At 49.1% G+C, this 21,535-nt stretch carries 21 protein-coding genes; 17 read left to right on the top strand and 4 right to left on the bottom strand.

The window, feature by feature from the left end; genetic code table 11:
- Window positions 1–12: 12 nt before the first annotated feature.
- Both ACWJJX_RS15535 and ACWJJX_RS15540 read left to right on the top strand, forming a co-directional pair.
- The gene (locus ACWJJX_RS15535; protein WP_003156368.1) at window positions 13–240 is read left to right on the top strand and encodes a non-oxidative hydroxyarylic acid decarboxylases subunit D; all 228 of its coding nucleotides are present in this window, start codon (window positions 13–15) and stop codon (window positions 238–240) included.
- On the top strand, window positions 240–701 hold the full coding sequence (locus tag ACWJJX_RS15540) for a hypothetical protein (RefSeq protein ID WP_003156367.1): 462 nt from the start codon (window positions 240–242) through the stop codon (window positions 699–701). Before ACWJJX_RS15535 ends, ACWJJX_RS15540 begins: the two co-directional genes overlap by 1 nt.
- Window positions 702–743: 42 nt before the next feature.
- Here ACWJJX_RS15540 and ACWJJX_RS15545 read toward each other — a convergent pair whose 3' ends face one another.
- Complete coding sequence (locus tag ACWJJX_RS15545; RefSeq protein WP_003156366.1) at window positions 744–2,222, bottom strand: peptide MFS transporter; 1,479 nt, start codon at window positions 2,220–2,222, stop codon at window positions 744–746.
- A gap of 278 nt (window positions 2,223–2,500) precedes the next feature.
- Here ACWJJX_RS15545 and ACWJJX_RS15550 point away from each other — a divergent pair, with 278 nt between their 5' ends.
- Window positions 2,501–4,246, top strand: a complete 1,746-nt coding sequence (locus ACWJJX_RS15550) for a right-handed parallel beta-helix repeat-containing protein (RefSeq protein WP_003156364.1) — start codon at window positions 2,501–2,503, stop codon at window positions 4,244–4,246.
- Between the two features lie 92 nt (window positions 4,247–4,338).
- On the opposite strand, the gene ACWJJX_RS15555 is transcribed toward ACWJJX_RS15550, so the two are convergent.
- Window positions 4,339–4,560, bottom strand: a complete 222-nt coding sequence (locus ACWJJX_RS15555; protein WP_003156362.1) for a hypothetical protein — start codon at window positions 4,558–4,560, stop codon at window positions 4,339–4,341.
- 121 nt (window positions 4,561–4,681) lie between these two features.
- Here ACWJJX_RS15555 and gerKA point away from each other — a divergent pair, with 121 nt between their 5' ends.
- The 10 genes from gerKA to ACWJJX_RS15605 all read left to right on the top strand — a co-directional run bounded on the left by gerKA (window position 4,682) and on the right by ACWJJX_RS15605 (window position 15,468).
- The gene (gene gerKA / locus ACWJJX_RS15560) at window positions 4,682–6,322 is read left to right on the top strand and encodes a spore germination protein GerKA (RefSeq protein ID WP_003156360.1); all 1,641 of its coding nucleotides are present in this window, start codon (window positions 4,682–4,684) and stop codon (window positions 6,320–6,322) included.
- Window positions 6,309–7,535, top strand: coding sequence for a Ger(x)C family spore germination protein (locus ACWJJX_RS15565; RefSeq protein ID WP_003156359.1), 1,227 nt, complete (start codon window positions 6,309–6,311; stop codon window positions 7,533–7,535). The genes gerKA and ACWJJX_RS15565 overlap by 14 nt, the downstream gene beginning before the upstream one ends.
- Before the next feature lie 24 nt (window positions 7,536–7,559).
- A complete protein-coding gene (locus ACWJJX_RS15570) occupies window positions 7,560–8,678 on the top strand; it encodes a GerAB/ArcD/ProY family transporter (RefSeq protein ID WP_003156357.1) in 1,119 nt (372 codons plus the stop codon).
- Between the two features lie 168 nt (window positions 8,679–8,846).
- Window positions 8,847–10,172, top strand: coding sequence for an LLM class flavin-dependent oxidoreductase (locus ACWJJX_RS15575; protein WP_088037529.1), 1,326 nt, complete (start codon window positions 8,847–8,849; stop codon window positions 10,170–10,172).
- 12 nt (window positions 10,173–10,184) lie between these two features.
- Window positions 10,185–10,676 (top strand): GNAT family N-acetyltransferase, encoded by a 492-nt coding sequence (locus ACWJJX_RS15580; protein ID WP_115996110.1) that lies wholly within the window; start codon window positions 10,185–10,187, stop codon window positions 10,674–10,676.
- Between the two features lie 28 nt (window positions 10,677–10,704).
- A complete protein-coding gene (locus ACWJJX_RS15585) occupies window positions 10,705–11,496 on the top strand; it encodes an amino acid ABC transporter substrate-binding protein (RefSeq protein WP_003156351.1) in 792 nt (263 codons plus the stop codon).
- Between the two features lie 22 nt (window positions 11,497–11,518).
- On the top strand, window positions 11,519–12,193 hold the full coding sequence (locus tag ACWJJX_RS15590; protein ID WP_003156350.1) for an amino acid ABC transporter permease: 675 nt from the start codon (window positions 11,519–11,521) through the stop codon (window positions 12,191–12,193).
- Window positions 12,194–12,206: 13 nt separating this feature from the next.
- Window positions 12,207–12,956 (top strand): amino acid ABC transporter ATP-binding protein, encoded by a 750-nt coding sequence (locus ACWJJX_RS15595; RefSeq protein WP_003156349.1) that lies wholly within the window; start codon window positions 12,207–12,209, stop codon window positions 12,954–12,956.
- A 17-nt stretch (window positions 12,957–12,973) separates the two neighbouring features.
- Window positions 12,974–14,125, top strand: coding sequence for a M20 peptidase aminoacylase family protein (locus tag ACWJJX_RS15600; RefSeq protein WP_326375084.1), 1,152 nt, complete (start codon window positions 12,974–12,976; stop codon window positions 14,123–14,125).
- Window positions 14,122–15,468: an MmgE/PrpD family protein gene (locus ACWJJX_RS15605; protein ID WP_326375085.1), complete on the top strand. Its 1,347-nt coding sequence runs from the start codon at window positions 14,122–14,124 to the stop codon at window positions 15,466–15,468. The genes ACWJJX_RS15600 and ACWJJX_RS15605 overlap by 4 nt, the downstream gene beginning before the upstream one ends.
- Window positions 15,469–15,571: 103 nt before the next feature.
- Here ACWJJX_RS15605 and ACWJJX_RS15610 read toward each other — a convergent pair whose 3' ends face one another.
- Window positions 15,572–16,255: an ABC transporter ATP-binding protein gene (locus ACWJJX_RS15610; RefSeq protein ID WP_167859880.1), complete on the bottom strand. Its 684-nt coding sequence runs from the start codon at window positions 16,253–16,255 to the stop codon at window positions 15,572–15,574.
- A 14-nt stretch (window positions 16,256–16,269) separates the two neighbouring features.
- On the bottom strand, window positions 16,270–17,706 hold the full coding sequence (locus ACWJJX_RS15615; protein ID WP_326375086.1) for an ABC transporter permease: 1,437 nt from the start codon (window positions 17,704–17,706) through the stop codon (window positions 16,270–16,272).
- A gap of 212 nt (window positions 17,707–17,918) precedes the next feature.
- On the opposite strand from ACWJJX_RS15615, the gene ACWJJX_RS15620 reads away from it, so the two are divergent.
- The 4 genes from ACWJJX_RS15620 to ACWJJX_RS15635 all read left to right on the top strand — a co-directional run bounded on the left by ACWJJX_RS15620 (window position 17,919) and on the right by ACWJJX_RS15635 (window position 21,426).
- On the top strand, window positions 17,919–18,602 hold the full coding sequence (locus tag ACWJJX_RS15620; protein ID WP_094247243.1) for a response regulator transcription factor: 684 nt from the start codon (window positions 17,919–17,921) through the stop codon (window positions 18,600–18,602).
- Window positions 18,589–20,022 carry a HAMP domain-containing sensor histidine kinase gene (locus ACWJJX_RS15625; RefSeq protein ID WP_326375087.1) on the top strand — a complete coding sequence of 478 codons (1,434 nt, stop codon included), beginning with the start codon at window positions 18,589–18,591 and terminating at the stop codon, window positions 20,020–20,022. Before ACWJJX_RS15620 ends, ACWJJX_RS15625 begins: the two co-directional genes overlap by 14 nt.
- A 152-nt stretch (window positions 20,023–20,174) precedes the next feature.
- Entirely contained in the window at window positions 20,175–21,323 is a 1,149-nt protein-coding gene (locus ACWJJX_RS15630) for a Rap family tetratricopeptide repeat protein (RefSeq protein WP_003156336.1), read from the top strand.
- Window positions 21,307–21,426 carry a PhrC/PhrF family phosphatase-inhibitory pheromone gene (locus ACWJJX_RS15635; protein ID WP_003156334.1) on the top strand — a complete coding sequence of 40 codons (120 nt, stop codon included), beginning with the start codon at window positions 21,307–21,309 and terminating at the stop codon, window positions 21,424–21,426. The genes ACWJJX_RS15630 and ACWJJX_RS15635 overlap by 17 nt, the downstream gene beginning before the upstream one ends.
- The last annotated feature ends 109 nt before the right edge of the window (window positions 21,427–21,535 follow it).

Here is a 21,535-nt window from a genome sequence, read left to right on the forward strand (position 1 = left end):
GATGAGTTTACTATGAAAACATGCCCGCGCTGTGAATCGCAAAAAGGAGAAACCGTCAGCCAATCGCCGGTCAAAGGCGCTTGGGAAATATACCAATGCCAAACCTGCTTTTTTACATGGAGATCCTGTGAACCGGAAAGCATCACGAATCCGGCGGCATTCAACCCGGCATTTAAAATCGATCCGAAAGAAACAGAGACGGCCACACATGTTCCCGCTGTCCCGGAAAGAAAAGCGTAATGCTGACGGAGCACTTGCCGGAGGCGCTTTACGCGCTTTTAGACGGAACGGAACTTGAAAAAAAGCAGCACGACGCATTTGTGCTCCAATCCGTGACAAAAGAAGGCCGTCCGCACGCGGCCATGATCAGCGCCGGTGAAATCGCGGCCGTGAGCAGAACAAATCTCCGGCTCACCTTATGGAAAAACACGACGACCGTAAAAAGCCTGCTGCATTCGGGACAAGCTCTTTTCATCGCCTGGCACGGAGGAGCCGCATATTACGTCACATTGGAATGTAAGGCGCTTCCGCCGCTGAAAGAGGCGAAACACGAGCGGGAACGGTTCAGCTGCCGCGTGATCACCGTCAAGGAAGATCGGGCGAAATACGCGGATCTGACATCAGGACCGGCCATCCAGCTCCACGAACCGGAAGATGTCCTGAAGAGATGGAGAGAAACACTTGAGGAGTTAAAACGATAGACGCACAAAAAAAGCCTGCGGACGATTCCGCAGGCTTCTCTTTTATTGTACGCCTTTCATCGCCCGTTTAATGACGGGAGACAGAAGAATTAAAATAATACCGAGAATGATCGAAACAAGACCGATTGAGCCGAAGTAGGCCGCTTCAGAAATCTTATCAAACAAACCGACTACTTTTGCGTTCAGGGCTTGACCGCAGGCGTTTGTTAAAAACCACATACTCATCGTCTGCGCTGAGAAAGCTGCAGGCGCAAGTTTCGTTGTGACGGATAAACCGACCGGTGAAAGGCAAAGCTCACCAAGCACAACCAAAAGGAAGCTGAGCACAAGCCAAAGCGGGCTCACAAGCTCGCCGCTTCCGCCCATAACCGGAAGCACCATGACTAAAAATGATAATCCGGCAAGGATAATGCCGATCGCGAATTTAATCGGTGTTGAAGGCTGGCGTTTGCCGAGCTTCATCCAGATCCACGCGAACACCGGCGCGAAAATAACGATGAATAACGGGTTCAGAGACTGGAACCATGAAGACTCAAGATGCATGCCCGCAAAGGAAAGTCTCGTGCGCTGATCTGCATATAAAGCTAGAATCGTCGCGCCCTGCTCCTGAATCGCCCAGAACATTGCCGCTGCAATAAACAGCGGAACATAAGCCGCAAGCCGTGATTTTTCCGTTTTCGTCGCTTTTTTGCTTGTGAACATCACGATAAAGTAAATAACCGGAATGACAATGCCGAGGATACTGACGGTGTCAATCACACGCTGGATCGTCAGCCAGCCGGTTTGAATCAGAACGATAATAACGGCTGCTGCGATGACCACTCCGATTCCCGTGCCGATCACTGATGATTTAGAAATCGGATTCGGTACATTGGAGCCTGCTTTGCCGAGGTATTTCTTTCTCGTAAGAGCGAAAACAATCAGTCCGAGGAACATACCGGCCGCGGCGCATCCGAAGCCTAAGTGGTAGTTGTACTTCTGTCCGAGTGTTCCGACAATTAGCGGCGCAAGCAATCCGCCGAGGTTGATCCCCATGTAAAAGATGCTGAAACCTGAGTCGCGGCGCTCGTCTTCCTTCGTATATAAATCTCCGACAACGCTGGATACGTTTGGTTTAAGCAGGCCGGTTCCGATAATGATCAGAGCCATGCTGGTAAAAAACGCCGCCGTGCTGCCGGGGAAGGCAAGAGCGATGTGCCCGAACATAATTAAAATTCCGCCGTAAAATACGGTGTTTGCCGTGCCGAATACCCGGTCGGCCAGCCATCCGCCGATGACGCTCGACATATATACGAGAGATCCGTATATGGACATGATGGCAACTGCGGTCGTTTTATCAAAGCCGAGACCGCCATGAGCGACTTCCGTGTATAAATAGTAAAGCAATATGGCTCTCATACCATAGTAGGAGAAACGTTCCCAAAATTCGGTAAAAAACAGTGTGAACAAGCCGCGGGGATGACCGAAAAAGCCTCGTTGCGGCACAGTTTCTGTTATAGATTCCTTATCAATAGATGCCACCTGAGCCAACCCTTTCTTAAAAAAGTGTATTACAAAAATCATATTCTTATATAATACTTGTGTCAATATAATTTATACTGAATTCAAAAAATTCCAGAATGAAAAGATATTAAAACGGTGAATATAGACGAATTTTCCTGATTCCAATGACTTATTTTGTTATATTATCTGACTAAACTATCTTTATAAACTTTTTTAATAAAATTTAAAGTATGTACAGGCGGAGCGGGATATGGCGGAATAAGATGACAATAAGAGAGGAAGGAGGAGATTATCACTTGCCGAATCGTATATTGGATATTACGGATTGCGGTGTGGCGGCAGACGGAAAAACCGATGTGACGGGCGCCATCAACCAATGCTTGGCCAGAGCCGTCAGCGAAGGCTGTCATACGGTGTTTTTTCCGCCCGGAACGTATAAAATCAACGGCACGCTTGGCGGGGACAAAAGCCAGCCGTTTCGGAACGCCGGGATTAACGTGCCGAGCCATCTCACCATCGTTTTAGATCCGGAATGCACGATTAAAGTGGCGCCGAACAGCTCCTGGGGCTACTCGGCTTTCTATATAGGCAGGCGTGAAAATGTCACCATCACCGGCGGCCGGATCATCGGGGAACGGGATGAACACACGTATACCAATGTCCCTTTGCGGTCGACCCATGAATGGGGGTTTGGAATCTGTATTGAAGGCAGCAGCAATGTGCTGATCGAAAATGTGAAGATTTCAGATTTTACGGGGGACGGTATAATTGTCAGCCCGCTCGGGTTAAAAACAAACAGTGATTACGAAACTTCAGAACAGGTGACCATCCGCCGCTGTGAGATCAGGCAGTCAAGGCGGAACAACATTTCAATCACCGGCTGCAATACCGTTACGGTGGAAGAATGCGTGATTGAAGACGCCGGGCAAGGGAACGGAACGGCTCCGAAATTCGGAATCGATATTGAATCGTACGGAGAAGGCGATATTGATTATGAAGAAGCTCTTCATATTACGGTCCGCAACAACTTCTTTTCCGGAAACGCCGCAAGCTCAGTCACCAATTTTAACGGATATAATGTGTTAATTGAAGGAAATCATTCTGATAACACAATCAGCTACGGGTATGGGGCGCATACCGTCATTACGGGGAATGTCTTCTTTCGGTCAGGCGGCGGCTCAAGGACCGCAGTCGCCGGACAAGGTGTGTCACAAGGACAGGACAGCAGCAGTGCCGTCATTTCCAACAATCTGATTACCGGGTTTTCCACCGGAATAGATGTAAGGGGAAAAAGCGTCCTCGTCACCCACAACAAAATTAATCAATTTGAAAATACGGGCATTTCCGTCTATCAGGCAGAAGATGTGACCGTTGACGGCAATGTCATTGAAAACGGACGTTCCGAAACGAGACGAAGCACGGGGATGCGGGCGACGCTTTCGGAGAACGCCGTCTTTACGAATAACACTCTGAATCAGGTGACAGACGGAATCAGCATGTCGGCCGGCAGTATCATTGTAAAACAAAATGTGCTGAAATCGTTCAGCCGGGGCATATGGGTCACAGGCGGAAATGCCGTTATTGAAGGAAATACGCTCCTTCCGAATGCGTATCAGGGCGCCGCGGAGTCCTATGCCGTATCTGTGACAAATGACGCCGGGGCTGTCATCAAAGGCAATCTCTTTAAGAACTATAAAAACTATCCCGTATTCAGTTCAACATCCTCGGGAACCTCTGTCATCAGCAACCGCTTTGAATCATCACCGCTTATCGTTACCGTGTATCTGAACTCAGGCACGCATGAAGTCATAGACAATACGCTCACGATCAACCGAACAGCGGGCAGCCCGATCGGCATCTATCTGAACGGAGCCTCCAATTCCCTCGTTTCGGGCAATACCATCAACAACCTTTCCGCCGCTTCTGCTTCCGCCATCCAAACCAGCTCCTCCGCAAGTACTAAAATCATCGGCAACCGCATTATCAAAGGCGTCATTGTGAAGCACGCGACAGATACGGAAAGCGGAAATATCGTCATCTGAGAACAATCTGCGCCGGAAAAATAAAAAGAACACATGAACTCCGAGAGAAGGAGGAATGTGTTCTTTTTTGACACAATACAGCCTTGCGCCTGTCAGGCATCTTTTTTACCTGATTTATATAAAGCGATCATTTCTCTGATTAAAAAGAGGGCGAATAAAAACAGCATCAGCCATTCTGAGAAGGTGGTCAATTTAAAAGCGGACAGGTTGTTTTGGACCGCTCCATAGAAACTGAAACCTTGCAGCATATCCACCGTTACTGAAATGATCAGACAGGCAGTCAGCAAAAAGAATGAAACCCCCAATATTTTCATGCGCATCACTCTCCCTTTTTATCCTTTTCGATTACGCAGAACTTATACAGACTTTCCGCCGTGCATAATCTTTTGCCGTACAGGAAGAATATGAAAAAAACGAGGAAAGGTTTTTTGCGATATGCCGCCATTTTTTAAGCAGAGGAAACAAAAAAAAGCCGATCAAAACGACCGTGACAATGAAGGCAGAAAAGAAGCGGACAGCCAGCCGGACAAAGAGCGGGATGAGCCGATCTCCCTCAGCTTAAAGCAAAATATGAAGAAGCTGTCTGAGAGGTTCGGCAACAGTGCCGATGTCGTCATCCGCCGGCTGAAAATCGGAAAAGAAGAGCTTCCGGCCGCAATTGTGTATATCGCCGGTTTGGTAGACGAACAGCTTGTCAGCCAATCCCTTCTGGAGGATTTAATCGATATCCCGTCCGTTCAGCCGGAACAAGCAGTCTGCCTGATATACGATAAAACGCTTGCGATCGGCGGGGTGAAAGAGGAAGAAAAATGGAAAAGCCTTTATGCCGGGCTGGTGGCGGGCAGCACGCTCATTTTTGTCGACGGGGCTGACAAGGCGCTGATCGCCAGCACGGAAGGGGGAGAGCACCGGTCCATTCAAGAGCCGAGCACTCAGGTCTCTTTCCGCGGCCCGCGCCAGGGATTCACTGAATCTCTGCAAACCAATATTTCCATGATCCGCAGGTATGTAAAAACGCCTGATGTATGGGTTGAAAAAATGGAGATCGGACACGAAACGAATACGGATGTCGCGCTGATGTATATTAACGGAATTTGCGATAAAAAGCTGATTAAGGAAGTCCGCAAGCGGCTGAAGCACATTGACATCGACAGCATTCTGGAATCCGGCTACATTGAACAGCTCATTGAAGACGCGCCGTTTTCTGTGTTCCCCACCGTATATCATACGGAGCGGCCGGACGTCGTGGCGGGGAATCTGCTGGAAGGACGATTTGCGATTATCGTGGACGGAACGCCGTTCGTTCTCATCGCGCCGGCCTTATTTATTCAATTTTTTCAATCCGTTGAGGATTATTATTCACGATTTGATATCGCCACAAGCATCAGGGTGCTGCGGGTTTTGATTTTCTTCATTTCACTGGTGGCGCCGGGGATTTATGTGGCGGCGACGACCTTTCACCAGGAAATGATTCCGACGCAGCTGCTGATTGTCATCGCGGCTCAGCGGGAGACGGTGCCGTTCCCGGCCGTGATTGAAGCGCTGACGATGGAAGTGGCTTTTGAGATTCTCAGGGAGGCGGGTGTCCGGCTTCCGAGAGTTGTCGGCTCCGCCGTTTCCATAGTCGGAGCGCTTGTCATCGGCCAGGCCGCCGTACAGGCCGGCATCGTCTCCCCGGCCATGGTTATCGTCGTCGCGCTGACGGCGATTGCCAGCTTTGCGACCCCGGCTTTTGACATGGCGATATCCGCGCGGCTGATCCGGTTTCTCTTTATTCTGTCAGCGGCGGTCATGGGATTTTACGGGCTGATTCTGGGCATTATCATGATGTTCGTCCATCTGTGCGGCCTGCGTTCATTCGGTTTTCCGTATATGTCCCCGCTCGCTCCTTTGACCCCGGGCGGGCTGAAGGATTCCATCCTCCGCGCTCCGTTATGGGCGGATGAAAAAAGGCCGGAACTGCTCGTGCAGGAAAACAACAGGCGCCAAGGGGAACATCAAAGACCGAAACCGGAGACATCCAGAGGGATGGTTAATAAAGATGTAGAAGAGGGCGACGGTAATGAAAAGACGTAAATGGATACTTATCCTTTGTACGATGGTTTCCCTTATGTTTGTATCCGGATGCTGGGATAAAAGGGAGCTGACTGATTTGGCTGTGATCTCCGCCATCGGTATTGACCGGACCGAAACGGGAAAATACGTCCTTCACTTGCAAATTATCAATCCGGGAAACGTGGCCGGCGGTCTGCAGGGCGGCGGAGCGGGAGACCGGCCTCCGGTTTCCGTCTATTCGGTGTCCGGAGACAATATGACGGAAGCTTTGAGAAAAGGCTCGATGAAAGTGTCCAGAAGGCTCTATTTTGCGCATACGAATCTCGTGGTGTTCAGTGAAAAGCTGGCGAAAGAGGAAGGGCTCAGTTTTATTCTGGACAATCTTGACCGCGACACCGAATTCAGGACGACCGCAACCGCGGTGATCGCGCATAATTGCAAGGCTGAAGACATTATTAAAGTGCTGACGCCGATTGATAAAATCCCTTCCAATAAAGTGAACAAGACGCTCAGCTTCACGCAGGAACAATACGGCAGAGTCATTAAAACCAGCCTTCAGGACGTTCTGATTGATCTCGCTTCTCCGGCCGGGTCGCCGTTTATTCCGGGTTATGAAATGCACGGAGACGATAAAGCCGGTCCTACGATGGAAAATACGCAGACGACTGAACCGAAAGCAGTGCTGTCAGCGGACGGACTGGCGGTGTTCAAAAAGGATGGGAGGCTGGATTACTGGATTGAGGATGACGACAGTGTGGGGGCTGTATGGCTGCTCAATAGGATCAAGCATACGTTCATCAATGCGGATTGGAAGAATGTGAAGCACGCAATCAGTCTGCAGGTCACCCGCCAGAATACAAAGGTGACGGCCACTTTTCCGAACGGAAAACCGCATATTCACGTGCATGCTCAGGTCGAGGGGCTGGTGGACGCTGTCAGATACCCTTTCCATCTGTCTGATCCGCAAGTGCTGATGACGATGCAAAAGGCGCTCAGCGTGCAGCTTGACAAAGATATCACCAAATCAATTGAAGATATAAAAGCCCGTAAGAATGACTTCGTCGGCTTCGGAGACCTGATCTATCGGAAGCATCCGGACAAATGGAAAAAGTTCAAAGGGAAGTGGGATGAAGAATATTTCCCCAATCTCCCCGTAGATGTCAAAACGGAAGTCATTATCAGAAGAACGGGCTTGCGGAATAATCCTCTCTCAGACAAGCTTGAGCATGATTGATTTGAGGAGAAAGGAGCGAAGCGTATGGAAAATGCGAAAATCGGCACGCGTCAGCTGTTTATTATGATCATTTTGTTTGAATTGGGCAGTTCGTTATTGATTCCGCCAGGCACGATGGCCGGGCGGGATGCATGGCTGTCCGTGCTTCTCGGGTGCGTTATCGGTCTCGGACTTTTCTACGTTTATCAGGCGCTGTATCAATTTTTTCCTGAGTCTTCTCCGAGAGATTACATGAACGAACTGATCGGCAGACATCTGAGCTGGGCGGTCTCGCTTCTTTATATTCTCTATTTTTCTTATATCGCGGCCCGCGTATTGCGGGATTTTGGCGAAATGCTTGTCACCTTCGCCTACCAGGACACGCCGCTTTTAATTGTGAATGCCATGCTGATGATCGCCGCGATATTTGCGGTCAGAAAGGGTATTGAAGTGATAGCGAGAGCCGGCGAGCTGCTGTTTGGCATTATGTATTTTCTGACAGCCGTCGGGCTGATCCTCATTATCAGCTCAGGCACGATAAACCTCAGATTTCTCCAGCCCGTTTTAGCGGAGGGTGCAGGAACGGTCATTTATTCCGTGTTTAAACAGACGATGTTCATCCCGTTCGGTGAATTAATCGTGTTTGTCATGATTTTCCCTTATTTAAAAGATCGGAAAAAGGTGAAGAAAACCGGATTTCTGGCGATTATCATCAGCGGGCTGTTTTTGGCGATGTCAGTGGCGATTAATATTTGTGTGCTGGACGTCAACTTAATGCTCCGCTCTCAATTTCCGCTGCTGAGCACCATACAGACGATTAAAGTAGAAGAGTTTTTAGACCGGCTGGATGTCTTTTTCATGCTCGTGCTCGTCATCGGCGGTTTTTTCAAAGTCAGCCTTTTTACATATGCGGTTGTCGTGGGTGTGTCCACGCTGTTTAAAGAAAAAAATCCGTCTCAGCTGGCCTTTCCGGTCGGATTGGGGGTGCTGATTCTCTCCATCAGCATCGCAAGCAATTTTTCGGAACACATGAATGAAGGCTTAAACATTGTGCCGATCTATATTCATCTTCCGTTTCAAGTGCTGTTCCCCGTTTTGCTGCTTATCATTGCCGTTATTAAGAAAAAGGTCAAAGGGACCGTCTATACAGTTTCGAAGAAATAACCCGGACGGTGCGCCGGGTTATTTTTAAAATCATGATTTTTGTCTTAATGCATTGACAAACTTGCCTGACAATTGTACATTTTGATTTATTCTTATAAAATTACTAGGAAATATAGGTTTAGTAGTGTTAATATTTTCCGAACCGTATTTCAGAATAGAAGGAGATCCATCATGACAAAGAAAAAAGAAATCAAACTCGGTGTGTTTCTCGCGGGCACCGGCCATCATGTCGCTTCTTGGAGACATCCTCAGGCACCGGCGGACGCGAGCATGAATTTGGATTATTTCAAAGAACTGGCGAAAACAGCTGAGCGGGGGAAATTGGACATGCTGTTTTTGGCGGACAGTTTATCAATAGACGGCAAATCACATCCGAATGTGCTGACGCGCTTTGAGCCGTTTACGCTGCTGTCGGCGCTCGCTCAGGTCACATCCCGCATCGGTCTGACGGCGACTGCGTCTACCACATACAGCGAACCGTTCCATATCGCGAGACAATTTGCATCGCTTGATCATCTTTCCAACGGCCGAGCGGGCTGGAATGTCGTCACATCTTCGATTGAATCGACCGCGCTTAATTTCAGCGGCGAAAAGCATCTTGAGCACCATCTCAGATATCAGCGCGCGGAAGAATTCGTTGAAGTCGTCAAAGGATTATGGGATTCGTGGGAGGAAGACGCCTTTATCCGTGACAAAGAGTCAGGAGCATTTTTCGATAAAGAAAAAATGCATGAATTGAACCATAAAGGAACATATTTCTCCGTGAGAGGGCCGTTAAATGTCGCCCGCACACCTCAAGGGCGCCCGGTCATTATTCAGGCCGGATCATCAGGAGACGGAAAAGCGCTGGCCGCCAAAACGGCGGAGGTCATTTTCACCGCGCAAAATCATTTGGAGTCCGCGCAGGAATTCTATCAATCTATTAAAGAACAAGCGGCTTCTTTCGGCCGTGATCCTGAAAAAATCGCGATCATGCCGGGGATCTTTCCCGTTATCGCCGATACCGAGGAAGACGCGCAGGCAAAATATGAAGAGCTCCAAGATCTCATCATTCCGTCTGTCGGCCTGAACATTCTGCAAAACTATCTGGGCGGCGTCGACCTTTCCGCCTGCCCGCTTGACGGCCCGCTGCCTGAATTGGATGCGGATGCGTCGAATGCCGTTAAAAGCCGGTTCAAGCTCGTTCAGGAGATGGCCAAACGCGATAACATGACCATCCGCGAGCTGTACAAATATGTGGCGGGTTCAAGAGGCCATCATATCTTTGTCGGAACGCCTGAACAGCTTGCCGATAAGATGGAAGAATGGGTCGGAAAACAAGCTTGTGACGGCTTCAACATCATGCCGCCGCTTTTGCCTGAAGGTCTCACTCTTTTTGTAGACAAAGTGATTCCGATTTTACAAGAACGGGGCGTGTTCAGAAAAGAGTATGAAGGAACCACACTCAGAGAACATTTCGGACTGGAAAAACCGGCAAACCGATATGCCGACTAAAGGAGGGTCATCATGTCAAGACAATACCGGCTCGCAACGGAGGCAGACGCTGATGAGCTGCTTTCACTGACACTGCGGGCGTATGAACCGATCCGCAAGCTCGGCATCAATTTTGCCGCTGCCACGGCGGATAAAGAACTCGTATTAACTAACATACAGAAAAACGCCTGTTACGTTTTGGAGGAAGACGGACGGATTCTGGCGACGATTTCTCTGCGGATGCCGTGGGGGCCGAATCCCGGGCCGTACGGTGTCCCTCATATTTGGTGGTTCGCCGTCGATCCTGAAACCGGTAAAAAAGGGACGGGCTCAGACATGCTGGCGTGGCTGGAGAACACAGTGCTCCGCGATACATTAAAAGCGCCTTTCGTGTCACTGGGCACAGCGGACAAGCATCCGTGGCTGATCGGCATGTACGAGCGGAAAGGCTACGTCCGCGCAGGCGAAAAGGATTTAGGAAAAGGCCACATCACCATCTATTTAAAAAAACAATTGCAGGATTAACATTTTAATAGGAAAAGGCGGGATTTCAATGAAGAAGAAAACATGGGCTTTGCTGCTGTCTGCCGCGCTTTTGGCGGTCTTAACAGCATGCGGAAACGGAAAAGAAAGCGAAGGCGGCGATAACGTGCTGCATGTCGGCGCCACGGGACAAAGCTATCCGTTCGCATATAAAGAAAACGGCAAGCTGACAGGCTTTGACGTGGATGTCATGGAAGCCGTAGCGAAAAAAATCAACATGAAACTGGACTGGAAGCTGCTTGAGTTCAGCGGACTGATGGGCGAGCTCCAGACCGGCAAACTCGACACCATTTCAAACCAGGTCGCTGTCACGGACGAACGCAAGAAAACGTATAACTTCACAGAACCGTATTCGTATGCGGGCACTCAAGTCGTCGTCAAAAACGATAACAAAGACATCAAATCAGTCAATGATCTGAAAGGAAAAACAGTGGCGGCCGTTCTGGGCTCAAACCACGCGAAAAACCTTGAGAGCAAGGACCCGGATAAAAAAATCAACATAAAAACATATGAAACACAAGAAGGTACGCTGAAAGACGTGGCTTACGGACGGGTTGACGCTTATGTAAACAGCCGCAGCGTCCTGATCGCCCAGATCAAAAAGACCGGTCTGCCTCTGAAATTAGCAGGAGACCCGATTGTCTATGAAAAAGTCGCTTTCCCGTTTGCGAAAGATGCGGCTCACGATAAAATCCGCAAAAAAGTAAACAAAGCCATTGAAGACCTGCGGAAAGACGGCACGCTGAAAAAGCTGTCTGAAAAGTACTTTAACGAAGATATCACAAAGGAAGCAAAGCATTAAGAAACGGCGGTGAAAATCGAGAATGAACAGCATTGATTGGGGATTTATGTTTTCAGCTTTTCCCGCGTTAATCGAAGCCTTGCCGATCACATTACTAATGGCCGTCGCGGCCATGGTATTTGCCGTGATCGGCGGCCTTATATTAGCGCTTATCACAAAAAATCGTATTCCTGTGCTTCACCAGCTGTCAAAGGTGTATATTTCATTTTTCCGGGGCGTGCCGACGCTCGTGCAGCTTTTCTTAATTTATTACGGCCTGCCTCAGCTCTTTCCCGGAATGAGCAAGATGACGGCGTTAACTGCGGCGATTATCGGGCTAAGCCTGAAAAATGCCGCCTACCTGGCTGAAATCTTCCGCGCTGCGCTCAACTCAGTCGATGAGGGGCAGCTTGAAGCCTGTCTGTCTGTCGGAATGACAAAATCCCAGGCGTACAGACGGATCATTTTCCCGCAAGCCGTCAGAAACGCGCTTCCCGCGACGGGAAATACATTTATCGGCCTGTTAAAAGAAACATCGCTCGCTTTTACATTAGGAGTGATGGAGATGTTCGCCCAAGGAAAAATGTACGCATCAGGCAACCTCAAATATTTTGAGACGTATTTAGCCGTCGCGGTCATGTACTGGATTCTTACGATTATTTACAGTGTGCTGCAGGATCTGCTCGAACGGGCGATCAGCAAGCCTTATCGCACATAGGAGGAGGCTCAGGATGATACAAGTCAGACATATTCGAAAAGCATTTAAAGACCTTACCGTACTTGACGGGATCGATCTTGAGATCAAAAGCGGCGAAGTCACGGCCATCATCGGCCCGTCAGGCTCGGGAAAATCAACGCTCCTCCGCTGTCTGAATCTGCTGGAGCGCCCGGATGACGGCATCATTGAAATCGGCGATGCAAAGCTGAATGCAGCGTCCTATTCGCGCAAAGACGTACACAAGCTTCGCCAGCAGACGGCGATGGTGTTTCAGAATTACAACCTGTTCAAAAACAAAACCGCCCTGCAAAATGTGACAGAGGCGCTGATCACCGCGCAAAAGAAACCGAAAAAAGAAGCGGAACAGATCGGTATGGACCTGCTGCGGCAAGTCGGTTTAGAACACAAAGCGGACAGCTACCCGATTACGATGTCAGGCGGGCAGCAGCAGCGGATCGGGATTGCGAGAGCCTTGGCCGTTGATCCTCACGCGATTTTACTCGATGAACCGACTTCAGCCCTTGACCCTGAGCTTGTAGCCGGGGTGCTCCAAGTCATCAAATCAATTGCCGAAAAACAGACAACCATGATCATCGTCACGCATGAGATGGCTTTTGCGCGTGAAGTAGCCGACAAAGTTATTTTTATGGCGGACGGACGCATCATCGAACAGGGAACGCCGGAGGAGCTGTTTGACAATCCGCAGAACGAACGGACGAAAAAATTCATTAAGCAAGTGGGAGAGCCTGCCGAACTTGTCTAAGAAGGGAAGAAGAAGAAATGGCAAATGAAACGTATGAATCATTAAACAAACGTTTAATCAATATCCGCCGCGACCTTCATGAACACCCTGAGCTGTCAGGCGAGGAATTCGAAACGACGAATAAAATCCGCCGCTGGCTGGAGGAAGAAGGAATCACGGTTCTTGATGTGCCGAAACTTCAAACCGGAGTGATCGCTGAAATCAAAGGAGATAAAAGCGGCCCTGTCATCGCCGTCAGAGCGGACATCGACGCACTGCCGATCGAAGAGAAAACAAACCTTCCGTTTGCTTCGCGAAACAGCGGCGTGATGCACGCATGCGGCCATGATTTCCATACGGCATCTATTCTCGGCACGGCTTTCTTATTAAATGAGAGAAAGCATGAGCTGAAAGGAACGGTGCGGTTTATTTTTCAGCCCGCGGAAGAAATCGCCGCCGGAGCAAGACAGGTCATTGAAGCCGGCGCGCTTGACGGTGTATCGGCGATATTCGGCATGCATAACAAACCTGACCTCCCCGTCGGCACGGTCGGTCTGAAAGAAGGCCCGCTGATGGCGAGTGTCGACCGTTTTGAAATCACCGTGAAAGGAAAAGGCGGCCACGCCGGGATCCCCGACAACAGCATTGATCCGATTCAGGCGGCAGGGCAGATCATCGGCGGCCTGCAATCGATTGTCAGCAGAAACATCAGCTCGCTTCACAATGCCGTCGTCAGCATCACAAGAGTTCAGGGGGGCAGTTCTTGGAATGTCATTCCGGACCATGTTGAAATGGAAGGAACCGTCCGGACGTTTCAAAAAGAAGCGCGGGACGCTGTTCCGAAACATATGAAGCGGGTTGCCGAAGGAATCGCGGCCGGATTCGGGGCAGAGGCTGACTTCCGCTGGTATCCTTACCTGCCGTCAGTGATGAACGACGCCCGTTTCATACAGGCGGCGGAACAAACGGCTGAAAGCCTCGGACTTCAAACCGTTCGGGCAGAACAGTCGCCCGGCGGCGAAGACTTCGCATTATATCAAGAAAAAATCCCCGGCTTCTTCGTCTGGATGGGAACAAACGGAACAGAAGAATGGCACCATCCCGCCTTTACACTCGACGAAAAAGCGCTTCCGAAAGCGGCTGAGTTTTTCGCCCGGCTTGCCGTCAATGTATTGGAGCAGACGGAATGAATACGGAACATCTGACGGCCGGACTTGCTCAGGCCGTCATGTCGTCTGTGCCGGAAACATCCGCTGAAGCGATGAAAGAAGCGCGCAAAGGACTGCTTGATTTTACAGCGGCGGCTTTTGCGGGGAGACGGGATAAAGGCGTTGAAAAGCTGGTAAAACTGGCCGAAGAAGAAGGCGGGGTGCCGATAGCGCCGCTTATCGGCAGAAATCAAAAAACCACGCCTTCCCAATCCGCGCTCATTAACGGATTCATTGCCCATGCGCTTGATTTTGACGATGTTCATTCTGATGTAAGAGGACATCCGAGCGCCGTCATCCTTCCGGCTTTGATTGCAGCCGCATCAGCCGGCCGGATAGACAAGAGCCGTTTTCTCGGTGCTTATGTGACGGGAATCGAAGTGATGGCGCGGCTCGGCGAGTCAGCTGGAAGGCATCATTACGAAAAAGGCTGGCACAATACAGGAACGTTAGGTGCCATTGCCGCCGCATGCGCCGTCGGATTCGCGGAGAATCTGAATCAAACCCAATTGCAGAAAGCAATCGGGTTTGCGGCTGCCCGTTCCGGAGGCATGAGAGTGCAATTCGGGACAGAAATGAAGCCGCTCCACGCCGGACTGGCCGCTCAAGCCGGGGTGTTCGCCGTAAAGCTTGCAAAGGCCGGTTTCGGCGGCTCAGCTCATGCGCTCGACGGGGAGAAAGGTTTTTTCGGACTGTACGGCGATCTTGAACGGGCAGAAACCCTGCTTGTAAACGGGTGGGGAAACCCTTGGCGGATCGTGAGCCCGGGACTTTGGTTTAAGGTTTATCCGTTTTGCTCGGCGGCCCATCATGCGGCGGACGCCATTCTCAAGCTGAAGGCCGAACATGGTCTCACTTTCGGCCAAACGGAACGGATCGACGTGATTTATCCGCCGGGAGGGGACGCCGCATTGACAGAACGGCGTCCGAAAACAGGCGAAGCGGGAAGATTCAGCGTGGAATATGTGATCACCTTGGCTTTGCACGGTAAGGATTTTTCAGTTGAACATTTCACATCCGAGCCGATTCCGGAATCCCTTCAAAAAGGATTTGAGCGGATTCACCGCAGCTGCGATGACCAAATTCAGCCAGCTGACAACGCCGTTCCGAAGGGCCGTTTTACAATTGTACGGGTCACGGCTTCCGGCGGTCATGTCTATGAAGCACGTATCGACTGTCCGAAGGGAGCGCCGGGAAACGGTCTTTCTGAAAAAGACATTGAAGACAAGCTCCGGCTCGCTTTGCCGGGAGAAGAGAAAAAGGCGGAAGAATTGATCAAAGCAGCCGGACAATCAAATATGGACCGTTATTTACAGCTGATATAAATAAAAAGAGCGAGGGGATGCAGCCCACGCTCTTTTTACGTTCACTTCTATTGAATAGGGGGATATAGGGTGCGCCCCTGTCTGCGCTGGCAGGGGCGCGGTATCAGGAAACGGCCGTGCCGTTTTCTTTGACCGTGAAACTTCCTCTTGATAAGCGGATGTTGATATCAGACACTTTGGCAATTTGTTCGTCGTGCGTAACCATGATGACGCATTTGCCGTCTTTATGCGCCAGATCCTGAAAGAGCCGGACGATTTCCTTTGACGTATCCTCGTCGAGATTTCCCGTCGGCTCGTCCGCGCAAATCAAATCCGTGTCACAGCAGAAAGCCCGCGCAATTGAAACGCGCTGCTGCTGTCCGCCGCTTAATGTCAGCACCCGCTGACGGGCCTGCTGTTCGGTGATGCCGACTTTATCCAGCATGCTGAGCGCGGACGCATCTTTGTTGTTCTCCTTAGATCCGGTAATCTCCATCGCCGTTGTGACATTCTGGAGCGCCGTCATATACGGGATCAGATGATAAGATTGAAAGACGATAGAGACATATTGATTTCTGAATTTGGTTAATCCGATTTTGGAGATGTCTTCTCCGTTATAAAGGATGCTTCCCTCTTTAGGTGTGTCAAGGCCGCCCGCCAGAGACAGAAACGTTGTTTTTCCCGTCCCGGAGGCGCCGGCAATTGTATAAAACTTCCCTTTTTCAAAGCTGATCGTTATATCCTGAAACAGCGGCTGTGATTTATCTTGGTACCAGTAGCCGGTCTGTTGAAAGGTTAATAGGCTCATTATGCTGCCTCCTCTTATTCCTGCTTGGTCAGGATCGTTTTAGGGTGAAGCCGCATGACTGATACAGACGGCAGTAATGTGGCGATGACGGCAATTGCGACGCCGATCCCGCCGAGAATCAGAAGGTCATTCAGCGAAACGTTTACCTGCATTGTACTGATGACATCTGCACCGGGTGAATGCTGACCGAACATGCCGCCTCCCCGCGGCATTTCTCCTCCGCCCCAGCCGCTTGTTTGCTGCTGGGAATCATCGGCTGAGCTGACCTGCTGGGAAAGAAGCTGATTTCCGAGCTGATTCGCCACAATGCTGCCCGTGACGGATGCGATCCCGATGGCGATAACCGCGACAATCAGAATTTCCGTTAAGAATTGTCCGATGAGCTTCCGGCGCTTTTCGCCGATCGCCATCAAGACACCCATTTCATACTTGCGTTCCCTGATCGACATCATCACGATCAACCCGAGAATGACAGCGCCCGCGATGGATACAAGGTACACCACATTTTTAGAAAATGACGCGACATTTTCAATCGGGCTGACCATTTGCTGATACACCTGATCATTTGTTGTCAGCGTGTAGGTTTTATCATCTATAGATGTTTTTTTCGCAGCCGCAACGAATGAGTCAATATATTTTGCATCATCCATATAATAAACGGCTGAGCTGATTTTGTTTTTGTTATCAGACCCTTTTAACGCCGCCGCGGCGGTGTAAGGCGTATAGATTTTATTGTCAGGGTTTAAGAATGAAAAATGCTCTGCCTGATCGTCTCCTGATGATGTTGTTTTATAAATTCCCACAATCTTAAGCTTCGTTTTCACAGAATCATCCGCTGCTGAGGAAACCGTAATGGAGCCGCCGACCTTCAGCTTGTTTTGATCTGCCAGCGTTTCATTGATTACTGCGACTTTTGCGTCCGCATCTGTTTTTGTGATGGCGCGGCCGTCAGTGATTTTTGAGCTCCCGCCTGTGAAATCATCAAGCAGCGCCGTAGAGAGCACGCCTTCGACCGAAATGTCCGCTGAAATCATCTGTCTTCCGCCGCCTTGAAAACGGCTTCCGCCGGAACTGTTATCGGCTGAGTCGCCTGAGCTTTTTATCGCGTCAAAGCTTTCTGCATTTGCTGACGCTGTCGTGAGGAAGTTGTAATTTTTAACGTGCTGTAAAGATGTAAGTTTCTTGGCATCCGAGACGGAAATCGGCGCTGATTCAAACGTCCTCTTTTCACCGTCTTTTTGCTGCTGCGCCATTTGCTTTTGGCGGTCAGCCTGGAGTGTGACGCTCCCGCCGAGCTGCTGCCTTGCCAGTTCGCTTGATTTCTTTGCCGCTGACTGGATCGTAAGACCGGACAGGACAAAAATGCAAATCACTGAAAACACAACCAGCTGCAAAAACGTTTTTCCCTTTTTTGCCTTCATGCTCCAAAAGGCTCTTTTTATAAAGTTCATGTCTGTTCCTCCGTGTGGGTGTCAGATCTTGTAAAACCGACCTTCTTTAGAACCGGTTATCCGATATGTATATAGTAGGAGAAATGTGTGAAAAAAATATGAACAAACTATTTCCGGGTGATGAAATAAAAACTAACAATTGTGAAACCCGAAAATATCCGGGTAAAATGGTGCTATTATAAGTAAAAGCGTCAAGATAAGCGGAGGAACCAATGAAGATATTAATGATAGAAGACAATATAAGCGTATGCACCATGACGGAAATGTTCTTTTTTAAAGAAGGATTTGAAGCCGAATTTGTCCATGACGGAGTGGAAGGCTATCAGCGGTTCACGGAAGAGGACTGGGATTTGGTCATTCTGGATATTATGCTTCCATCTATGGACGGAGTGACGATCTGCCGGAAAATAAGAGAGACGAGCAGTGTGCCGATTATTATGCTGACCGCAAAGGACACGGAGTCTGATCAGGTGATCGGGTTTGAAATGGGGGCCGACGACTATGTCACCAAGCCGTTCAGCCCGCTGACGCTAGTAGCGCGGATTAAAGCGGTGATCAGAAGATACCGGGCGACGGGGCAGACCGTAAAAAGCGACGACTTGATCGAAACGGCGTGTTTTTCAATCAATAAGAAGACGCGGGAAGTGTTTCTGCACGGAAAGCCTGTCGAGAATCTGACGCCGAAGGAATTCGATCTGCTCTTTTATCTCGCACAAAATCCGCGCCAGGTCTTTTCGAGAGAGCAGCTGCTTGAGCAGGTGTGGGGGTATCAATTTTACGGCGATGAACGTACGGTTGATGTTCATATTAAACGGCTGCGCAAAAAACTGTCCAGTGAGGAAAAACCGTTTTTATACACGGTGTGGGGGGTAGGATACAAATTTGATGAGGATTAAATACTTATATCAGCTGCTGTTAAGCCATGTCAGCATTTTGATTTTGGCCTTTTTCATCATCATTTCCCTGTTTTCGCATTTTGTGAAAGATTTTGCGTATCAAAATAAAGTGGATGAGCTGTCTTCTTATGCCCAGCAGATCACAAGTGAGCTGAACGGACGCGATCTTGATCTGCGCCGCCTGTATCCGTATCAGGACATGTTAAAAACGCGCGAGACCAGGTTTATTATTTTTGATGAACATCAGCGGCCGTACTTTTTTCCTGACGATATGCCGCCGCGCGAGAAGCTGAAAAGTAAAGAGTGGCACTTGCTGAAGCAAGGGAAAACCGTTCAGATCAGAGCGGAGATGAACCGTTTTAATACGGAAGGCTTGGAAGTGTCGCTTGTCGCAAAACCGCTTTTGATCAACAATCAATTTAAAGGCGCGGTGCTGCTCGTGTCTCCCGTCAGAGGGGTCGAGCAGATGATCAGCCAGGTCAACCGCTATATGATTTACGCGATCATCAGCACCCTTATCATCACGATTCTGCTGAGCTGGCTTTTATCTAAATTTCACGTCAAGCGGATTCAGACATTGCGGGATGCGACCGGAAAAGTGGCGTCCGGTGATTACGATATTTCGCTCAAGAACAGCGGCGGCGATGAAATCGGCATGCTGGCGTCCGATTTCAACACCATGGCCAAAAATCTGAAGCAATCGAGAGAGCAGATTGACCGCCTGGAAAAACGGAGGCGCCAATTTATCGCCGATGTCTCCCATGAGCTGAGAACGCCTTTGACGACCATTAACGGACTTGTGGAGGGGCTTAACAGCAACACCATCCCGGAAAAAGATAAAGAGAAATGCTTCTCTCTGATCAGCGAAGAAACGAAGCGGATGCTCAGGCTCGTGAAAGAAAATCTGGATTATGAAAAAATCAGATCCCAGCAAATCAAACTGGACAAGCTCAGTCTGCCGCTCATCGAGGTGTTTGAAATTATTAAAGAGCATCTCAATCAGCAGGCGGAGGAAAAACAAAATCAGCTGCGGATTCAGGCGGAGGACGGCGTCAAAGTGTTCGCCGATTATGACAGGCTGATCCAGATTCTCGTCAACATCACGAAAAACAGCATTCAATTTACGCAAAACGGAGACATCACGCTGCGCGGGTATGAAGGCTATAAAGAAACGGTGATTGAAATCGAAGACACCGGAATCGGCATCTCCAAAGAGGAAATTGAGCATATATGGGAGCGGTTTTATAAGGCGGACGTGTCCCGGACGAATACGGCATACGGCGAATACGGACTCGGCCTGTCCATCGTCAGGCAGCTTGTTGAAATGCACAAGGGCACGATAGATATTGACAGCGAAAAAGGAAAAGGCACGACCTTTACAATCCGCCTTCCGCTGAATACGAAACATGAATCATCTTGAAACCGGCAGTCCCGTCTGGCTGCCGGCTGTTTTATCTTCACTCGGAAAATTGCGCTCTGCCGAAACAAAGTTTGCGTGTTTTTCGGGATGGAAAGACACGGAAACGTGATAAAATAACTGGTAAACAGGTCTTGGATGGGGAGGGTGAAGGAATGAAGAGCGGGTTAATTCCTTCTTCAGCAGTCGGGCAGAAAATTAACGAGTGGTATCGATACATCAGAACATTCAGCGTGCCGGATGCGGAGATCTTGAAGGCCGAGATCAAACAAGAGCTTGACCGTATGGAGCCTGATTCAAACTTAGTGCTTTATTATTCCCTCATGGAATTTCGCCATCAGCTGATGCTGGACTACTTGGAGCCGCTGGAAAAACTGAAGATAGAAGACCAGCCGACCCTGTCGGAAATTCTTGATAACATCGATAACAGCCAGGCCGGCCTCAAAGGGCTTCTCGATTATTACGTCAACTTTTTCAAAGGCATGTTTGAATTTGATAAAAGAGAATTTATCTCAGCGATTACGTATTATAAACAAGCTGAGAAAAAACTGGCCTTCGTATCGGACCACGTGGAACGGGCGGAGTTTTATTTTAAAGTGGCCGAAGCTTATTATCATATGAAACAAACGTATTTTTCTTTGATACATATAAAAAACGCTTATGAAATTTACGTAGAGCAGGACACATATAACGTCCGGATCATTCAATGCCATTTTGTATTCGGCGTCAATTTAATGGATGAAAGGCGCTTTGAACAGGCGGCCAAACATTTTCAGCACGCTCTGCAAATGGCCGAAAAAGAACAAAAAGCGCAGCTTGTCGGGAGGGCGCTGTATAACCTCGGACTGTGCTACTACAATCAGGACCGCATCGGCGAAGCGATTCCGTACTTTGAACGGGCGGTTGATACATTTGAATCACAAAGAATCGTCAATTCTCTTCCTCAAGCATATTTTCTAATCACACTCATTTACTTTAAACTCGGAAAAAAAGAAAAAGCGTCGGAATATCACAAGCGGGGATATGAATATGCTAAAGAAACAGACGATCCCGTTTACACGGTAAAATTCGAATGGCTGCAGGCTCTGTATCAGGCGAAACCGGATGAGGAAAAAATCAGCGCATGTTTCCGTTACCTGGAAGATAAAAATTTATACGCCGATATAGAGGATTTAGCACTAGAAGCAGCTAAATATTACTATGAACAAAATTGCTTTAAGATTTCTTCTGACTATTTTCTGAAAGTCGAAGAGGCAAGGAAACAAATACAAAGGAGTGAGGGTTTGTATGAAATTGAAATCTAAATGGTTTGTTATTTGTTTAGCAGCCGCCGCGATTTTTACAGTGACAGGTGCAGGCCAGACAGATCAGGCTGAATTCCATGTAGCTGAAAGAGGAATGACGTGAGAAGAAAATAACCTGAACAAAGGAAAAGACTGCCCGGGAATGTTCCCGGCAGTCTTTTTTTTGCGCGGCCGGACTTGGACAGCGGCGGAAAACAAAAGAAAACGCCGCA

Source organism: Bacillus sp. YH3-2-B2, from assembly GCF_053663335.1.

What these genes read in the sequence shown, in the direction of transcription:
- ACWJJX_RS15565 (WP_003156359.1), top strand. Translation starts at nt 6,309, where the DNA reads ATGAAAAGACGTAAATGGATACTTATCCTTTGTACGATGGTTTCCCTT.
- ACWJJX_RS15600 (WP_326375084.1), top strand. Translation starts at nt 12,974, where the DNA reads ATGGCAAATGAAACGTATGAATCATTAAACAAACGTTTAATCAATATC.
- ACWJJX_RS15605 (WP_326375085.1), top strand. Translation starts at nt 14,122, where the DNA reads ATGAATACGGAACATCTGACGGCCGGACTTGCTCAGGCCGTCATGTCG.
- ACWJJX_RS15615 (WP_326375086.1), bottom strand. Translation starts at nt 17,706, where the DNA reads ATGAACTTTATAAAAAGAGCCTTTTGGAGCATGAAGGCAAAAAAGGGA.
- ACWJJX_RS15580 (WP_115996110.1), top strand. Translation starts at nt 10,185, where the DNA reads ATGTCAAGACAATACCGGCTCGCAACGGAGGCAGACGCTGATGAGCTG.
- ACWJJX_RS15610 (WP_167859880.1), bottom strand. Translation starts at nt 16,255, where the DNA reads ATGAGCCTATTAACCTTTCAACAGACCGGCTACTGGTACCAAGATAAA.
- ACWJJX_RS15590 (WP_003156350.1), top strand. Translation starts at nt 11,519, where the DNA reads ATGAACAGCATTGATTGGGGATTTATGTTTTCAGCTTTTCCCGCGTTA.
- ACWJJX_RS15555 (WP_003156362.1), bottom strand. Translation starts at nt 4,560, where the DNA reads ATGAAAATATTGGGGGTTTCATTCTTTTTGCTGACTGCCTGTCTGATC.
- ACWJJX_RS15635 (WP_003156334.1), top strand. Translation starts at nt 21,307, where the DNA reads ATGAAATTGAAATCTAAATGGTTTGTTATTTGTTTAGCAGCCGCCGCG.
- gerKA (WP_003156360.1), top strand. Translation starts at nt 4,682, where the DNA reads ATGCCGCCATTTTTTAAGCAGAGGAAACAAAAAAAAGCCGATCAAAAC.
- ACWJJX_RS15570 (WP_003156357.1), top strand. Translation starts at nt 7,560, where the DNA reads ATGGAAAATGCGAAAATCGGCACGCGTCAGCTGTTTATTATGATCATT.
- ACWJJX_RS15540 (WP_003156367.1), top strand. Translation starts at nt 240, where the DNA reads ATGCTGACGGAGCACTTGCCGGAGGCGCTTTACGCGCTTTTAGACGGA.
- ACWJJX_RS15535 (WP_003156368.1), top strand. Translation starts at nt 13, where the DNA reads ATGAAAACATGCCCGCGCTGTGAATCGCAAAAAGGAGAAACCGTCAGC.
- ACWJJX_RS15595 (WP_003156349.1), top strand. Translation starts at nt 12,207, where the DNA reads ATGATACAAGTCAGACATATTCGAAAAGCATTTAAAGACCTTACCGTA.
- ACWJJX_RS15620 (WP_094247243.1), top strand. Translation starts at nt 17,919, where the DNA reads ATGAAGATATTAATGATAGAAGACAATATAAGCGTATGCACCATGACG.
- ACWJJX_RS15585 (WP_003156351.1), top strand. Translation starts at nt 10,705, where the DNA reads ATGAAGAAGAAAACATGGGCTTTGCTGCTGTCTGCCGCGCTTTTGGCG.
- ACWJJX_RS15630 (WP_003156336.1), top strand. Translation starts at nt 20,175, where the DNA reads ATGAAGAGCGGGTTAATTCCTTCTTCAGCAGTCGGGCAGAAAATTAAC.